Origin of the sequence: Pseudomonas neuropathica, from assembly GCF_015461835.1 — a bacterium.
Taxonomy (GTDB): Bacteria; Pseudomonadota; Gammaproteobacteria; order Pseudomonadales; family Pseudomonadaceae; genus Aquipseudomonas; species Aquipseudomonas neuropathica.
Window position 1 is genome coordinate 86,662 of record NZ_JACOPX010000010.1, and the last position, 15,475, is coordinate 102,136.

A 15,475-nucleotide genomic window follows, 5' to 3' on the forward strand; every position below is an offset into this window, starting at 1 on the left:
CGAACTTCAGGAAATCGCCCGGCGCTGGAGCAGCAAGGTCAGCCCCAACCCGATCACCGACAACAGCGCCGCGCTGAAGAAAATCCACGAATACCCCAGGTTCAACGCCACTGCGCCCATCAACGGCCCGGCAATCGCCAGTGCCAGATCGAAGAACACTGCATAAGCCCCCAACCCGGAACCACGACTGGAGCTGGGCACCTGTTTGATCGCCTCGACACCCAGCGCCGGGTACACCAGCGACAAACCAAATCCTGCCAGTCCGGAACCGATCAAGGCGAATGCGGTCGACGGTGCCAGCCACAACAGCACCAGTCCCACGGTTTCGATGCTCATGCAGGCAATGGCTGAGCTGAAACCGCCGAAACGACTGATCGCTGAAATAAACATCAGCCGTGACAGGATGAAGCACACGCCAAACACCGTCAGACAGTACGCCGCGCCAGACCAGCCACGGTTGAGGTAATAGAGGGTGATGAAAGTGGTCAACGTGCCATAACCGATCGAGGCCAGGGTCAGACTGGCGCCATACGGGGCGATCCGCCCGAACACCGCCCAAAACGGCAGGCGTTCGCCACGGATCACCGGCACCGACGGTTTGTTGCGGATCAGCAGCAGTGCACCGGCCGCCAGCACGGCCAGCGCGATGCCGAGGCTGGTGAAACCGTAATCAGCAACCATCACCACGCCTAAGGGCGCACCAATGGCAATCGCCCCATAGGAAGCGATGCCGTTCCAGCCGATGGATTTTGCCGTGTGTTCGACGCCGACCTGGCCCATGCACCAACTGATCGTACCGACACCGATCAAGCCCTGTGCGATGCCAAGCAGCAAGCGGCCGATGATCAGAATGATCAGGCTTGTCAGCGGCCAAGTCTGCAGCAGGGTGGAGAGCAGCGTCAGCAAGCCACTGAGGACAATCCCCCACAAGCCATAAATGATCGCCCGTTTCGTGCCGACCGTGTCCGACATGCGCCCGGCCATTGGCCGGCTGAGCAGGGTGGCCAGGTATTGCGAGCCAATCACCAGCCCGGCGATGACCGCGCTGAAACCCAGTTGCTCATGCACATAACCAGGCAACACCGCGATCGGCAGGCCGATGCAGAGGAACGCAATAAAGGTGTAGAACACGATGGAAACGATCTGCAGGGTGATCGCCATGGAGCTTTGCGGTGGCAGTTGCTGCGCAGACATGAGGACTCGTTCGCGGGCGGCGGTGGGAGAGTTCGCATCATGGCTTGGGTGTCAGATAAAAGAAAGCAGGCTAACTATTTTTCACCCCGCCGATCGTTCCCACGCTCGGCGTGGTAACGCCGCCACGGACGCCCCGCGTCCCGCTCGTGTGACGCGGCGCGTCACGGGATGCATTCCCACGCAGAGCGTGGGAACGATCAGCGTCCTGAATGCAAAAAGCCCCGTCACATGGACAGGGCTTTTCAGTTTTCAGCAGTTGTTTAGAACACCACACCCTGACTACGCAGGTAGTCATCGTAGGTGCCGCTGAAGTCGGTCACGCCATTCGGGCTCAGCTCAATGATGCGCGTGGCCAGGGACGATACGAACTCACGGTCGTGGCTGACGAAGATCAGCGTGCCCGGGTAGTTTTCCAGCGCCAGGTTCAGCGCCTCGATCGATTCCATGTCCAAGTGGTTGGTTGGTTCGTCCATGATCAGCACGTTCGGCTTTTGCAGAATCAGCTTGCCGAACAGCATGCGACCTTGCTCACCACCGGAAATCACTTTGACCGACTTGAGGATCTCGTCGTTGGAGAACAGCATGCGGCCCAAAGTACCGCGAATCATCTGCTCGCCCTGAGTCCACTGACCCATCCAGTCGAACAGGGTGACGTCGTCTTCGAAGTCGTGCGCGTGATCCTGGGCGTAGTAGCCCAGTTCGGCGGCGTCGGTCCACTTGATGCTGCCGGCGTCTGGGGTCAGTTCGTTGACCAGGGTGCGCAGCAGGGTGGTTTTGCCGATACCGTTCGGGCCGATGATCGCCACGCGCTCGCCGGCTTCAACCTGGAAGCTGAAGTCTTTGAACAGGGGTTTGCCGTCGAAGCCTTTGGCCATTTTTTCGACGATGACCGCCTGGCGGTGCAGCTTTTTGTTCTGATCGAAGCGAATGAACGGGCTCACGCGGCTCGAAGGCTTGACCTCGGCCAGCTGGATCTTGTCGATCGCCTTGGCGCGGGAAGTAGCCTGCTTGGCTTTCGAGGCGTTGGCGGAGAAGCGGCTGACGAACGATTGCAGCTCGGAAATCTGCGCTTTCTTCTTGGCGTTGTCCGACAGCAGTTGCTCGCGGGACTGGGTCGCCACGGTCATGTACTCGTCGTAGTTGCCCGGGAACAGACGCAGCTCGCCGTAATCCAGGTCAGCCATGTGCGTACACACGCTGTTCAGGAAGTGACGGTCGTGGGAGATGATGATCATCAGGCTGTTGCGCTGGGTCAGCACGTTTTCCAGCCAGCGAATGGTGTTGATGTCCAGGTGGTTGGTCGGTTCGTCGAGCAACAGCACTTCCGGATCAGAGAACAGCGCCTGCGCCAGCAATACGCGCAGTTTCCAGCCTGGCGAGACTTCGCTCATCGGGCCGAAGTGTTGCTCGATGCCGATGCCCAGGCCCAGCAACAGTTCACCGGCGCGGGATTCGGCGGTGTAGCCGTCCATTTCGGCGAATTCGGTTTCCAGCTCGGCCACGGCCATGCCGTCTTCTTCGCTCATTTCCGGCAGCGAGTAGATGCGGTCGCGCTCGGCCTTGACCTTCCACAGCTCTTCGTGGCCCATGATCACGGTGTCGATCACGGTGAATTCTTCGTAGGCGAACTGGTCCTGGCGCAATTTACCCAGACGTACGTTCGGCTCGAGCATGACCTGACCGCCGGACGGGTCGAGGTCGCCGCCGAGGATTTTCATGAAGGTCGACTTGCCGCAACCGTTGGCGCCGATCAGACCGTAGCGGTTGCCCGCGCCGAATTTGACCGAAACGTTTTCGAAGAGCGGCTTGGCGCCGAACTGCATCGTGATGTTAGCTGTAGAGATCAAGAGTTTTTCCTGCGAAGCATTCTGAGTAGCGAGGGTGCGGCTGGAGCGCTTGGCCCGAGTCAAAGTGCGCTGAAGCGGGGAAGTCCCGTCATCAACCAAGGGGGGCGCGTAAAGTTTGGCGGCGATTGTACTGGTCTGGCTCTTTAAACGATAGGGCGATCACGCCACGATCGCCGATTGGCACCTGCGCACGACAGTTTTTCACAGATGAACGCTCACCCTTGGCTACAAACTGTGGCTAAAATGCCACCTTTCACCGAGCGTCCGGTTACGGCGCGGGCCAAGGACGTGCCATGTGTATTCAGACCACTGCATAAGACGCTGGGCCTCAGGCCGCCAGGCGCGCAGTTTGTTCACTTCTGACGTGTGACGATTTCCGTGAAACTCATCATTGCTGCTATTTATGTCATTTCCATTGCATACGTTCATCTGCGTGGGCGTGTGCGACACAAACTCGGTCGACAACTGAGCGATCATTCGACGTTTCTTGCGCCGATCAACTGCTTCCTTTATCTGTTTTCGAAAAAACCGAACAAGCCGTACCTGGACCCGAGCGAGTTTCCTGACTTGAGCCCGTTGCAGGCGCACTGGGAAGAAATCCGTGAAGAAGGGCAAAACCTGCTGCGAGCCGGGGAGATCAAGCGCTCCAACCAGTATGACGATGTCGGTTTCAACTCGTTCTTCAAAAGCGGCTGGAAGCGGTTTTATCTGAAGTGGTACGGCGAGAGCCATCCGTCGGCCATGAAGCTGTGCCCGCGCACCACCGAACTGGTGCAGAGCATTGGTTCGATCAAGGCCGCGATGTTTGCCGAGTTGCCCCCGGGTTCGAAACTGGTGCGTCACCGCGACCCGTATGCCGGTTCCTATCGCTATCACCTGGGCCTGGACACGCCGAACGATGCCGGCTGCTACATCAACGTCGACGGTGAGAACTACCATTGGCGCGATGGTGAAGCGGTGATGTTCGACGAGACGTTTATTCATTACGCCGAAAACACCACCGACAAGAACCGTATCATCCTGTTCTGCGATATTGAACGGCCGATGAAGTACCGCTGGGCCGCCGCGTTCAACGCCTGGTTCAGCCGCACGGTGATGTCGGCGGCGGGCGCACCGAACGATGCTGGCGACCGTACTGGCGGGATCAACCGCTTGTTTACCCGGATCTACAAGATTCGTCTGCGTGGCAAAGAACTGAAAAAGCGCAATCGCAAGCGCTACTACATGGAAAAGTGGGCAATCTTCGGTGGTTTGCTGGCGGTGTTCATTCTGATCTGAATTCAAGGTAGACGCTGCCGACGTCATCGCGAGCAGGCTTACTCCTACATTTGAAATGCGTTCCCCTGTAGGAGTGAGCCCGCTCGCGATGACGGTCTCAAGGGCCACCAATCAGTATCAGGAAGCCTTCTTGGTCTTCTTCGCCTGCGCAGGTTTCGCCGTTTTCTCTGCTTTCGCCTTCGGTTTAGCCACCGCTTTCCCGCCCAGACTGCGTTTAAGCAGCTCGGTCAAGTCGATCACATCAGCGGTTTTACGCTCTTCCTCACCACCCACCGACTCAACATCCTCGATCTTGCCTTCATGGGCCTTTTTCTCGACCAGGGCCATGATCTTGTCTTCAAATTCATCCTTGTAATCTTCGGGCTTCCAGTCTGCGCTCATGTCCTGCACCAGCCGTTTGGCCATGTCCAGCTCACCCTTGGCCAACTGCGGCTTGGTCACTTCGCTGCCCAGTTCCAGCTCATCGAGACCACGTACCTCCTGCGGCCAGCGCAGTTTCACCAGTACCAGCGCAGACTCCAGTGGCATCAACGCCGCAAGGTATTGGCGCGTATGCAGTACCACCCGGGCGAGGGCGACCTTGTTGGTCTTGCTCAGGGTTTCACGCAGTAACGTGTAGACCTTGCCGCCACGCTTGTCCGGCGCCAGGTAGTAGGGCGTGTCGATGTTTTGCAGGGGTATCTGTTCGGCGTCGACAAAGGAAAAGATATCGATAGTCTGCGTGGACACGGGGTGCGCCGAGCGGATCTCTTCTTCGCTGAGCACCACATATCGACCTTTTTCGTAGGCCACACCTTTGACAATGTGTTCCTTGGTAACTTCTTTGCCGGTGACCTTGTTTACCCGTTTATAACCAACGGGATCCATGCTGCGGCTGTCGAGCCAATCGAAATCCACGCCCTGCGACGAAGTCGCCGAGACCAATGCGACAGGGATGTGCACAAGTCCGAAACTGATTGCGCCTTTCCAGATTGCCCGAGCCATGGTGAGTTCTCCGAGTGATGATCGGATGACCTGCGGCCACGACTGAAAGTTTCCCCGGGATGCGCGGGTTGCCAGCCACTTGGTCAAGCCGTGTTACATGTTGTTTAAGGCTTGTGGGTTAACAAATCCGAACCCTCGGCGTAGCGTGGACTCGAAGGCTCTATCCCTGGCCCATCGAGAGGCAGCGTCATGAACCGCATTCTGCTTGGCATCGTCGTCCTGACCCTCAGTGGCGGTCTGGTTCATGCCGACGTCTTGCTGGCGCAAAGCCCTACCGGCAACAGCAACAACCCCTACAACAGCCCGATCCGCCGGGCCAACCCCAACAGCATGCAGGGCACTCAGCCCAGCGCGCCGCCAATTCGAGGGCCGAACACGGTACCGACACCGCGTCAGCCTACGGTCGAGAACCGTGGCATCGGCAATGGCCAGCCGATCCGCTCGGTGCCAAGCACGCCACCGACGTTCATTCCCAATCCACCTTCGCGCAGCGGAGGCAGCAACCGTTGAGCGGCAGGACCGAAGTTCTGTCGGCCCTTGAAACGAACAAAAGGAATCGTGCATGTTGCGTAAAACCCTTCTAGCCACACTGTGGGCCGGTGCGCTGATCAGTGCTCCGGCTTTTGCCGCCGCCCCCAAAGAGCTGCAAAGCGAACAGGGCACCCTCGAAGTCACGACCATCACCGCAGGCCTTGAGCATCCCTGGGCGCTGGCGTTTCTGCCGGATCGCCAAGGCATGCTGGTCACTGAGCGTCCCGGCAATCTGCGCGTGGTGGCCGCCGACGGCAAACTGTCCGCGCCGATCTCCGGCGTGCCGCAGGTCTGGGCCAAGGGGCAGGGCGGGTTGCTGGATGTCGCGCTGTCGCCGGACTTCAAACAGGATCGTCTGGTCTATCTGTCCTATGCCGAAGGCGGCGGAGCCGGCGACAAGGCTGGCACCGCCGTAGGGCGCGGGCGGCTTGCGGATGACCTGAAGACGTTGAAGGACTTCAAAGTGATCTTCCGCCAGGAACCGAAGCTTTCGGTCGGCAATCACTTTGGCTCGCGGCTGGTGTTTGATCGCGACGGTTATCTGTTCATTACCCTGGGTGAGAACAACGACCGGCCGACTGCGCAGGATCTCGACAAGCTGCAAGGCAAGGTCGTGCGCATCTACCCCGACGGCAAGGTGCCGGATGACAACCCCTTTGTCGGCCAGTCCGGTGTTCGCCCGGAAATCTGGGCCTACGGCGTGCGCAATCCGCAGGGCGCGGGGCTCAATCCATGGACTGGCACGGTGTGGGAGAACGAGCACGGCCCGCGCGGTGGCGACGAAGTGAACATCATCGAACGCGGCAAGAATTATGGCTGGCCACTGGCGACCCACGGCATCAATTACTCGATGCAGCCGATTCCGGAAGCTCAGGGTAAAACGGCCGAAGGCACCGTCGCGCCGCATCATGTGTGGGAGAAGTCGCCGGGCGTTACCGGCATGACGTTTTACGATGCCGATCGCTTTAAACCGTGGCAACACAATGCGTTTATCGGTGCACTGGTGACTCAGGAACTGATCCGCTTGCAGTTCGATGGCGACAAGGTCGTGCATGAGGAGCGTTTGCTCGGCGAACTCAAGCAGCGGATTCGTGATGTGCGGCAAGGGCCGGATGGTTATCTGTATGTTTTGACGGATGAAGAGAACGGCTCGCTATACAGGATCGGCCTGAAGCCCGAACTTTAAAGAAGATTCCCCCTGTAGGAGCTGTCGAGTGCAACGAGGCTGCGATCTTTTGATCCTGTTTCTGAGAATCAAGATCAAAAGATCGCAGCCTTCGGCAGCTCCTACATGTGGAGGCTTACGTTTCGCGGGAATACAGCACCACCGCCGCGCGCAGCTTCCCCCGGCCAAACCGGCACATCTTCTCGAACTCGCCATGACTCACCGGCACATGCTGGCAGTCCATGGGTTGGCGATGCTGGCTGTGATCGACATCCGGGTCATGCAGGTAAACGAAATCCTCGTCGCAATCGGTGACGATCACCCAATGCGGCGACTTCGAGCGGGTCAGTCGATAGCTGCTGATCAACACCATCGGCTGCCCGCCGGCATCCAGCAAGCGCGGCAGATCCAGCGACGCACCGATCACACACTCGACATCGGTCTCATGCAATTGCGCCGTAAACTCATCGTGGACCAAGCGCATGACGTCTTTTTTATGCGCATCCCGCACTCCATCGAGGAATAACGGCCCGCTCATGCTCAGCGCCATACGCACGCGAAACCCCCGACGCCACGCCGCCAACGCCAATCCTTGCGGGCTGCAACCGCCATGCCCGGAGGTCATGAACACCGTCGTCGCTTCCCGCCAGACTTGCAACTCTTCCCGACGCTCCAGCAAACGCTCCGACTGCAATGCGCCCATGGCCATCAACAGGCACGCCGGGCCACAGGTGAAATCGGTGGTTTGCGGGTAGTAAGGTACCTTGATGCTGCGCGAGTCGCGGTGCTGGAGAATGCGTTTCTCCAGGCGCAGCGCGTCGGCGTGGTCTTCGTAGTAATCGTGAATCAGTGCAAAGCGCCGGTAGCCATTGCGTTCATACAGGGCAATGGCCGCAGGGTTATCGATGCGCACCTCCAGCCGCAGATAGGCACAATCGTGCTCCAGCGCCATCGCTTCGATGCGTTGCAGCAGTTGCTTGCTCAGACCGGTTCCTCGCGCTTCAACGGCCAGTGCAATGGAATACAGCCGCGCGAGCGAAGTGCCGCGATGAAACAACACCAACGCATAACCCAACAATTGACCGTCGCACTCCGCCACCAGCAACTGCCCGTGAGCACGGGTGATCATCCATTGAAAGCTGCGACTGGTAAGCCGGTCCGTGGTGAAACATTGCATTTCCAGTGCCAGCAATGCCGGCAAGTCTTCAACTACCGCCAAACGAAAAACAGCCTTCATATGACCACCGTAAAAGTTGCGTAACGAAACGAGACTTTCAAAAAACTTCGTGCTTAATAGAAAAGGTCTTGTTCTCCAACGGATCAATCTCTATGTCAGCGGTACAGGGTCATTGGCGCGAAGTATCCGAGCAAAGTTTGCCGGCGGCAACTTATTTAAGTTCGGCGATTAAGGCATCCAGCCAAGTGTTGATTATTGTCGAGCGCAAGGAAGACTGGGCTTCATATTTCCCAAGTGAAGACATCCTGACGGCTCAGGAATACCTCGAGCACAGCTGTGACAGCGAGCCGGGCAAGCGTGTGCAGGTGATCAATCTGTGCCGCAGCTACAAGTATCTCGGTCATGGCTACTACTGCTCACTGCTGGCCGAAGCGCGGGGGCACAAGGTGATTCCCTCCGTGCGCACCATCAGCGAGCTGACGAAAAAATCACTGTATGGCCTGGCGCTGGATGACCTCGATAAAACGCTCGAGAAAGCCCTCAGTCATCATCTCTACAGTGATACCGAAGGATTTACCCTGACCCTGTATTTCGGTCGGACACATATCGAGCCATTACAGGATCTGGCGCGGCAATTGTTTGAAGTGTTTCCCTGCCCGATATTGTTAGTTGAGTTCCGTCGAACTAATGGTTGGCACATCGAAGGCATAAAGTCCGGCGCTCTGCACAAGTTGCGCGATGATCAGGAAGATCAGTTCGCCAACGCACTGGACGGGTTCAGCCGTAAAGTCTGGCGGGTGCCGCGTTCGCCGCAAGTGGCGCGCTATGACCTGGCGATATTGCACGATCCGCAGGAGGCGTTGCCGCCGTCCAACGCCAAGGCACTGGCGAATTTCGTCCGGGTCGGCAAAGGTATGGGCATTGATGTCGAGTTGATTGAGCGCAAGGATTACGCACGTCTGGCCGAGTACGACGGCTTACTGATCCGCGAGACCACCAGCGTCGATAATCACACCTATCGTTTCGCCAAGAAGGCCGAAAGTGAAGGATTGGTGGTGATGGATGACCCGACGTCGATTCTGCGCTGCACCAACAAGGTCTACCTGACGGACTTGCTCAATAGCCATCAACTGGGCATGCCCGCCACCGAAATCCTTTACAAGGAACGCCCCGAAGATTTCGAACGCGTGGGTGAGCGCCTTGGCTTTCCGCTGGTATTGAAGATCCCTGACGGCTGTTTTTCCCGTGGTGTGATCAAGGTCGAAAGCCAGCAGGCGTTACTTGAGGCGACCGCCGAACTGTTCGAGCACTCGGTGTTGTTGCTGGCGCAGGAGTTTTTCTACACCGAATACGATTGGCGCATTGGTGTGCTCAACCGCAAACCGATCTTCGCCTGCCAGTACTTTATGTCCAAGGGCCACTGGCAAATCTACAATCACAAAGCCAAGGGTCAGGACGTCAACGGCGAATGCCGGACCATGGCGATCCACGAGGCGCCGCGCGCGGTGGTGGAACTGGCGGTGAAAACCGCAAACCTCATCGGCGACGGCCTCTACGGCGTCGATCTGAAACAGGCCGGCGACAAGGTGGTGGTGATCGAAGTCAACGACAACCCCAACCTCGACGCCGGCATTGAAGACGCCTATTTACACGACGATCTGTACGCACTGGTGCTTGAGGAGTTCGTGCGACGCCTGGAACTCAAGCGTCGCGGTCAGGCGTGGTGAGGCGCCGATGATCAACAGCTTCGCACTGAGCCACGGCGCCCTGCAGCGGGTCGAACGACTGGATGCCGAGGTGATGCTGTTCAGCAACCCCGATGCTGCCGAACGTGACTTGCTGCACAGTCATTTCAAGGTCGATGAGCATGCACTGGCGTCAGCGCTGGACCCGGACGAGGTGTCGCGCATCGAGTTCCATCCCGACCATTTGTTTCTGATCTGGAAACGCCCGGAAAACTATTCCGGCGGTGGCAGTCTGGCGTTTGAAGTGTCGTCCTGCGGGCTACTGTTCGCACCCGGGCAACTGCTGGTGATCGCCACCGACGACACGCCGCTGCACGGCCTCGGCACCCGCCAGCCGTTGAACACGCCGCTGGATGTGTTGCTCGACTTGCTGTTCAACAACATCCATCACTACCTTGGGCACTTGAAGGTGATCAAACTGGTCGCCCGCGAGTTGCAGCAGAAATTCAACGCCTCGATGCAGAACCAGCATCTGATCCAGATGTTCAACCTCAGTGAAAGCCTGATCTATTACATCAACGCCCTGCACAGCAACGGCGCGGTGCTGACGCGGCTGCGCAATCACGCGGAAAAACAACACTTCGGCAGCGAAGCGCTCGGCCTGATCGACGACCTGATCATCGAAAACAACCAGTGCTACAAGCAGGCAGAAATCTACTCGACGGTGTTTTCCGGGCTGATCGATGCGCGCGGCAATCTGATGAACAACAGCATGAACAACCTGCTGCGCAAACTGACGTTGATCAACGTGGTGTTTCTGCCGTTGAACCTGATTGCCAGTATTGGCGGGATGTCGGAGTTCAGCATGATGACGGCGGGGACGCCGTGGTGGATTTCCTATCCGGTGTTTCTGGCGGCGATGTTGCTGGGGGCGGGCGGGATGTTGTTTGGGTTGCGGCGTTTGGCCAGATGATTTGTAGTGACTGATCGGACGCCTTCGCGAGCAAGCTCGCTCCCACAGGAGAATGCATTTCAAAATGTGGGAGCGACGGTGCGACGATTCGACTGCCGGTACAGGCGGAGTAAAACTCAGGACAGTCCCGCATTTGGCCGAACCGCCACTGTGATGCCTTGTTATAGTTCGGGCCTTATTTTCAGCCCGGTAAAGGATCACTGCCATGACTCAATACTCCGCCTTCAGTGTCGAACTGGCCGACAACATCGCCCATGTCCAGATCAATCGCCCGGAAAAGATCAACGCGATGAACGCGGCGTTCTGGAGCGAGATTGTCGAGATATTCCAGTGGATCGACGACACCGACGAAGTGCGCGTGGTGGTCCTCAGCGGCAACGGTAAACACTTTTCCTCCGGCATCGACCTGATGATGCTCGCCGGCGTCGCCAATGAACTGGGCAAGGACGTTGGCCGCAACGCGCGCCTGCTGCGCCGCAAGATCCTCACCCTGCAAGCCTCGTTCAACGCCGTCGACAACTGCCGCAAACCGGTGCTTGCCGCCATTCAGGGGTATTGCCTCGGTGGTGCGATTGACCTGATCGCGGCCTGCGACATGCGCTACGCCGCCGAAGACGCACAATTCTCGATCAAGGAAATCGATATCGGCATGGCCGCCGATGTTGGCACTTTGCAACGGTTGCCACGGATCATCGGGGACGGCATGCTGCGTGAACTGGCTTACACCGGTCGCACGTTCGGTGCTGACGAGGCGCGCAGCATTGGCCTGGTCAATCGTGTCTACAGCGACAAAGACGCGCTGCTTGAAGGGGTGCTGGACATCGCTCGCGAGATCGCTGCGAAGTCGCCGATCGCGGTCACCGGCACCAAGGAAATGATCAGCTACATGCGCGACCATCGTATCGACGACGGTCTCGAATACGTTGCCACCTGGAACGCCGCCATGCTGCAATCCACCGACTTGCGCGTGGCCATGGCCGCCCATATGAGCAAACAGAAACCCGAATTTCTGGATTGAGAAACCATGACATCTCGCTGGACCACTGCAGTACTGGACACCGATCAACCCGGCGGCTGGGCCGTGGCGCGCAGCCCGGAAGGCTTTTTGTTCGACGACAACGGCGCGCTGTTCCCTCGGGAATGGCTCAAGCGTCAGGACTTGTCGGTCCTCGCCGAGCATGGCATTGGCCATCTCGACGGTGAGCCGGTGTACTTGCTGGAGCTGCACAACGCCAGCGAAGTGCCGGGTTGCAACTGGAAAGGTCTGCGGGCGTTCATGCTCGATGGCGAGCACACGGTCTACAAAGTCCTCGGTTACGCCGCACAGATCGGTACCTGGGCGCGCGAGCATCGTTTCTGCGGTAATTGCGGCCAGGCGATGACGCAGGTGCCGCGTGAGCGGGCGATGTATTGCCCGCCGTGCGATCTACGCAGTTATCCGCGCATTTCACCGAGCATGATCGTGCTGATCACTCGTGGCGACGAGATTCTGTTGGCGCGCTCACCGCGTTTCGTCACCGGGGTCTACAGCACGCTGGCCGGGTTTGCCGAACCGGGCGAATCGGCTGAGGATTGCCTGATTCGTGAAGTGCGCGAAGAAGTGCAGATCGAGGTGAAGAACATTCAGTACCTGGGCAGCCAGTGCTGGCCGTTCCCGCATTCGATGATGCTCGGCTTCCATGCCGAATATGCCGGTGGCGAGATTGTCTGTCAGGAAGACGAGATCGAAGACGCCCAGTGGTTCAACGTGCACGACCTGCCGCCGTTGCCGGCGTCAAAGTCGATTGCCCGTTACCTGATCGACGTCTACGTGGCGCAACGCTTAGGCCACGCTGAACCAGTGCTGCCAGGCTAAACGCACGGTCAAACCCAGCACCACGGTGATGAACACCGGGCGAATGAACTTGGCGCCGCCGCTGATCGCGGTGCGCGCGCCAAAGAACGCGCCGACCATCACCGACAGGCCCATGCTCAGGCCGATGATCCAGTCCACCTGCCCGGAAAACACGAACACCGACAGCGCCGCAATGTTGCTGACGAAGTTCATGCTGCGCGCCACGCCGCTGGCCTTGACCAGGTCGATCGGGTAGAGCAGCAGGCTGCTCACCGTCCAGAACGCGCCCGTGCCGGGGCCGGCCACGCCGTCATAGAAACCGAGGCTGAAGCCTTGGCTCGATTGCCATTTCTTTTTGATCGGCGCGTCGCTGTCCAGCGGCGCTTTCGGTGTGCCGCCGAACAACAGGTACAAGCCGCAGGCGAACACAATCACCGGGAGCATTTTGTTCAGCCATTCTGCCGGCAGGTAATGCGCGACGATGGCGCCGGTCAGGGCGCCGACCAGTGTGCCGACGATGGCGTGGGTCCACTGGCGCGGGTGGAACAGCTTGCGTTTGTAGAAGGTGAAACTGGCAGTGGCCGAGCCGAACGTCGAGCTGAGTTTGTTGGTGCCGAGCACCAGATGCGGCGGCAGGCCAGCGGTCAGCAGGGCGGGCGTGGTCAGCAGGCCGCCACCGCCGGCGATGGCATCGATGAAACCGGCAATGAACGCGACAAAGGCCAGAATGGCGAGGGTGGTGAGGTCAACGCTGAGTTCGAAAGGCATGGAATCGGCTTATTCGGCAGGGCGCAGATTTGGCTGCGGGGAGGGCGGTCATGTTACCTGTATCCAACTGTTGCGGCGACCCGTCTGACGCCTTCGCGAGCAAGCGCGCTCCCACATTTTGAAATGCATTCCACCCTGTGGGAGCGAGCTTGCTCGCGAAGGCGGCATCCCGGCCAATGCAAAACTTACTGTTGCCCACTCAACATCCAGCCAACAAATCTCCCCTCTACAAAACATCGATCCGACCCCAAACACCAACAAAACCTGGGCTCCGACGCTTGGCACGCTTGCTGCTCTACCACTCCCATCTCCGCAAATGTCCCGAGGACACGCCAATGAGTCAGCAAGCCGTAAAATTTGCCTACTGGGTGCCGAACGTCAGCGGTGGGCTGGTGGTCAGCAAGATCGAACAGCGCACCGATTGGGGCATTGACTACAACCGCAAACTGGCGCAGCTCGCCGAGGCGGCCGGGTTCGAATACGCGCTGACGCAGATCCGCTTCACTGCCGGTTACGGCGCAGAGTTCCAGCACGAGTCCGTCGCGTTCAGCCATGCGCTACTCGCTGCCACCAGCACACTCAAGGTGATCGCCGCGATTCTGCCCGGCCCGTGGCAACCGGCGCTGGCGGCCAAGCAATTGGCGACCATCGACCAACTCACCAACGGCCGCATCGCGGTGAACATCGTCAGTGGCTGGTTCAAGGGTGAATTCCAGGCCATCGGCGAGCATTGGCTGGAGCACGACGAGCGTTATCGCCGTTCCGAGGAGTTCATTCGCTCACTGCAAGGCGTGTGGAGTCAGGACAACTTCACCTTTCGCGGCGATTTCTACCGCTTCGATAATTACAGCCTGAAACCGAAACCATTGGGTCGTCCGGAAATTTTCCAGGGCGGCAGTTCCCGTGCCGCGCGGGACATGGCCGCACGGGTTTCGGACTGGTATTTCACCAACGGCAACAGCGTTGAGGGGATCAAGGCGCAGGTCGACGATATTCGTGCCAAGGCGGCAGCGAATAATCACTCGGTGAAGATCGGCGTGAATGCCTTTGTCATCGCCCGTGAAACCGAAGAAGAGGCGCGGGCGGTACTTGCGCAGATCATTGACCAGGCTGATCCGGAAGCGGTAAACGCTTTTGGCGATGCGGCGAAACAGGCAGGCCGAGCATCGCCGGAAGGTGAGGGCAACTGGGCGAAATCGACGTTTGAGGATCTGGTGCAGTACAACGATGGTTTCAAGACCAATCTGATTGGCACGCCGTTGCAGATTGCCGAGCGGATTGTCGCGTTGAAAGCAGTGGGGGTGGATCTGGTGCTGGCGGGGTTTCTGCACTTTCAGGAAGAGGTCGAATATTTCGGGCGGCGGGTGTTGCCGCTGGTGCGCGAGCTGGAGGCAGAAAAGACTGCCGCTGTCGCCTGAACCCACACATCCCCTGTAGGAGTGAGCCTGCTCGCGATGGCGTCTGAACATCCAACTTATATGTTGACTGACACACCGCTATCGCGAGCAGGCTCACTCCTGCAGTTGGAGCTGTGTTGGCTTACAGGCCGAGGTCAGACAGGCTCGGGTGATCATCCGGGCGGCGGCCCAGCGGCCAGTGGAACTTGCGTTCGCTTTCCTTGATCGGCATGTCGTTGATGCAGGCGTAGCGCTGGAACATCAGGCCCTGCTCATCGAATTCCCAGTTTTCATTGCCGTAGGAACGGAACCAGTTACCCGAATCATCGTGCCATTCATAGGCATAGCGCACGGCAATGCGGGTATCCGAGTAAGCCCAGAGTTCCTTGATCAAGCGGTAATCCAGCTCTTTCGCCCATTTACGGGTGAGGAAGGCCTTGGCTTCTTCGCGGTTGTTGGCGAACTCGGCGCGGTTGCGCCATTTGGTGTCAAGGGTGTAAGCCAGCGATACCCGTTCCGGGTCGCGGGAGTTCCAGCCATCCTCGGCCAGGCGAACTTTCTCGATGGCCGATTCACGGTTGAAGGGCGGCAATGGCGGACGTACCTGGGCTGCAGTAGACATATCAGTCTCCCGATCTAATT

At 58.7% G+C, this 15,475-nt stretch carries 14 protein-coding genes; 8 read left to right on the top strand and 6 right to left on the bottom strand.

The window, feature by feature from the left end:
* Positions 1–6: 6 nt before the first annotated feature.
* Both H8F23_RS16170 and H8F23_RS16175 read right to left on the bottom strand, forming a co-directional pair.
* The gene (locus tag H8F23_RS16170) at positions 7–1,194 is read right to left on the bottom strand and encodes an MFS transporter (protein ID WP_194935012.1); all 1,188 of its coding nucleotides are present in this window, start codon (positions 1,192–1,194) and stop codon (positions 7–9) included.
* 260 nt (positions 1,195–1,454) lie between these two features.
* Positions 1,455–3,041: an ABC-F family ATPase gene (locus H8F23_RS16175; RefSeq protein ID WP_095113261.1), complete on the bottom strand. Its 1,587-nt coding sequence runs from the start codon at positions 3,039–3,041 to the stop codon at positions 1,455–1,457.
* 378 nt (positions 3,042–3,419) lie between these two features.
* On the opposite strand from H8F23_RS16175, the gene lpxO reads away from it, so the two are divergent.
* A complete protein-coding gene (gene lpxO, locus H8F23_RS16180) occupies positions 3,420–4,319 on the top strand; it encodes a lipid A hydroxylase LpxO (RefSeq protein WP_123449998.1) in 900 nt (299 codons plus the stop codon).
* A gap of 117 nt (positions 4,320–4,436) precedes the next feature.
* Here lpxO and ku read toward each other — a convergent pair whose 3' ends face one another.
* Complete coding sequence (gene ku / locus H8F23_RS16185) at positions 4,437–5,303, bottom strand: non-homologous end joining protein Ku (RefSeq protein WP_194935013.1); 867 nt, start codon at positions 5,301–5,303, stop codon at positions 4,437–4,439.
* 189 nt (positions 5,304–5,492) lie between these two features.
* On the opposite strand from ku, the gene H8F23_RS16190 reads away from it, so the two are divergent.
* Both H8F23_RS16190 and H8F23_RS16195 read left to right on the top strand, forming a co-directional pair.
* Positions 5,493–5,813, top strand: coding sequence for a hypothetical protein (locus H8F23_RS16190; protein ID WP_016984635.1), 321 nt, complete (start codon positions 5,493–5,495; stop codon positions 5,811–5,813).
* 52 nt (positions 5,814–5,865) lie between these two features.
* On the top strand, positions 5,866–7,020 hold the full coding sequence (locus H8F23_RS16195) for a PQQ-dependent sugar dehydrogenase (protein WP_194935014.1): 1,155 nt from the start codon (positions 5,866–5,868) through the stop codon (positions 7,018–7,020).
* 115 nt (positions 7,021–7,135) lie between these two features.
* Here H8F23_RS16195 and H8F23_RS16200 read toward each other — a convergent pair whose 3' ends face one another.
* Positions 7,136–8,236, bottom strand: a complete 1,101-nt coding sequence (locus H8F23_RS16200; protein WP_194935015.1) for a peptidase C39 family protein — start codon at positions 8,234–8,236, stop codon at positions 7,136–7,138.
* A gap of 92 nt (positions 8,237–8,328) precedes the next feature.
* Between H8F23_RS16200 and H8F23_RS16205 the strand changes: the two genes are divergently transcribed.
* The 4 genes from H8F23_RS16205 (at position 8,329) to nudC (ending at position 12,689) form a co-directional block, all read left to right on the top strand.
* Positions 8,329–9,903 (top strand): RimK family protein, encoded by a 1,575-nt coding sequence (locus H8F23_RS16205; RefSeq protein ID WP_095048880.1) that lies wholly within the window; start codon positions 8,329–8,331, stop codon positions 9,901–9,903.
* 7 nt (positions 9,904–9,910) lie between these two features.
* Positions 9,911–10,834 (top strand): magnesium transporter CorA family protein, encoded by a 924-nt coding sequence (locus H8F23_RS16210; RefSeq protein WP_194935016.1) that lies wholly within the window; start codon positions 9,911–9,913, stop codon positions 10,832–10,834.
* Positions 10,835–11,039: 205 nt separating this feature from the next.
* On the top strand, positions 11,040–11,852 hold the full coding sequence (locus tag H8F23_RS16215; protein WP_186623282.1) for a crotonase/enoyl-CoA hydratase family protein: 813 nt from the start codon (positions 11,040–11,042) through the stop codon (positions 11,850–11,852).
* A 6-nt stretch (positions 11,853–11,858) separates the two neighbouring features.
* A complete protein-coding gene (nudC, locus tag H8F23_RS16220) occupies positions 11,859–12,689 on the top strand; it encodes an NAD(+) diphosphatase (protein ID WP_194935017.1) in 831 nt (276 codons plus the stop codon).
* On the opposite strand, the gene H8F23_RS16225 is transcribed toward nudC, so the two are convergent.
* On the bottom strand, positions 12,657–13,436 hold the full coding sequence (locus H8F23_RS16225; protein WP_194935018.1) for a TSUP family transporter: 780 nt from the start codon (positions 13,434–13,436) through the stop codon (positions 12,657–12,659). The two genes, nudC and H8F23_RS16225, sit on opposite strands and share 33 nt — an antisense overlap.
* Before the next feature lie 335 nt (positions 13,437–13,771).
* On the opposite strand from H8F23_RS16225, the gene sfnG reads away from it, so the two are divergent.
* On the top strand, positions 13,772–14,854 hold the full coding sequence (gene sfnG / locus H8F23_RS16230; RefSeq protein ID WP_194935019.1) for a dimethylsulfone monooxygenase SfnG: 1,083 nt from the start codon (positions 13,772–13,774) through the stop codon (positions 14,852–14,854).
* Positions 14,855–14,975: 121 nt separating this feature from the next.
* On the opposite strand, the gene H8F23_RS16235 is transcribed toward sfnG, so the two are convergent.
* Positions 14,976–15,455 (bottom strand): nuclear transport factor 2 family protein, encoded by a 480-nt coding sequence (locus H8F23_RS16235; protein WP_038361256.1) that lies wholly within the window; start codon positions 15,453–15,455, stop codon positions 14,976–14,978.
* Between the last annotated feature and the right edge of the window lie 20 nt (positions 15,456–15,475).

Excerpts from the sequence above, each read along its gene's own strand:
- H8F23_RS16170 (WP_194935012.1), bottom strand. The coding sequence starts at position 1,194 with ATGTCTGCGCAGCAACTGCCACCGCAAAGCTCCATGGCGATCACCCTG.
- ku (WP_194935013.1), bottom strand. The coding sequence starts at position 5,303 with ATGGCTCGGGCAATCTGGAAAGGCGCAATCAGTTTCGGACTTGTGCAC.
- H8F23_RS16190 (WP_016984635.1), top strand. The coding sequence starts at position 5,493 with ATGAACCGCATTCTGCTTGGCATCGTCGTCCTGACCCTCAGTGGCGGT.
- H8F23_RS16195 (WP_194935014.1), top strand. The coding sequence starts at position 5,866 with ATGTTGCGTAAAACCCTTCTAGCCACACTGTGGGCCGGTGCGCTGATC.
- H8F23_RS16200 (WP_194935015.1), bottom strand. The coding sequence starts at position 8,236 with ATGAAGGCTGTTTTTCGTTTGGCGGTAGTTGAAGACTTGCCGGCATTG.
- H8F23_RS16205 (WP_095048880.1), top strand. The coding sequence starts at position 8,329 with ATGTCAGCGGTACAGGGTCATTGGCGCGAAGTATCCGAGCAAAGTTTG.
- H8F23_RS16210 (WP_194935016.1), top strand. The coding sequence starts at position 9,911 with ATGATCAACAGCTTCGCACTGAGCCACGGCGCCCTGCAGCGGGTCGAA.
- H8F23_RS16215 (WP_186623282.1), top strand. The coding sequence starts at position 11,040 with ATGACTCAATACTCCGCCTTCAGTGTCGAACTGGCCGACAACATCGCC.
- nudC (WP_194935017.1), top strand. The coding sequence starts at position 11,859 with ATGACATCTCGCTGGACCACTGCAGTACTGGACACCGATCAACCCGGC.
- H8F23_RS16225 (WP_194935018.1), bottom strand. The coding sequence starts at position 13,436 with ATGCCTTTCGAACTCAGCGTTGACCTCACCACCCTCGCCATTCTGGCC.
- sfnG (WP_194935019.1), top strand. The coding sequence starts at position 13,772 with ATGAGTCAGCAAGCCGTAAAATTTGCCTACTGGGTGCCGAACGTCAGC.
- H8F23_RS16235 (WP_038361256.1), bottom strand. The coding sequence starts at position 15,455 with ATGTCTACTGCAGCCCAGGTACGTCCGCCATTGCCGCCCTTCAACCGT.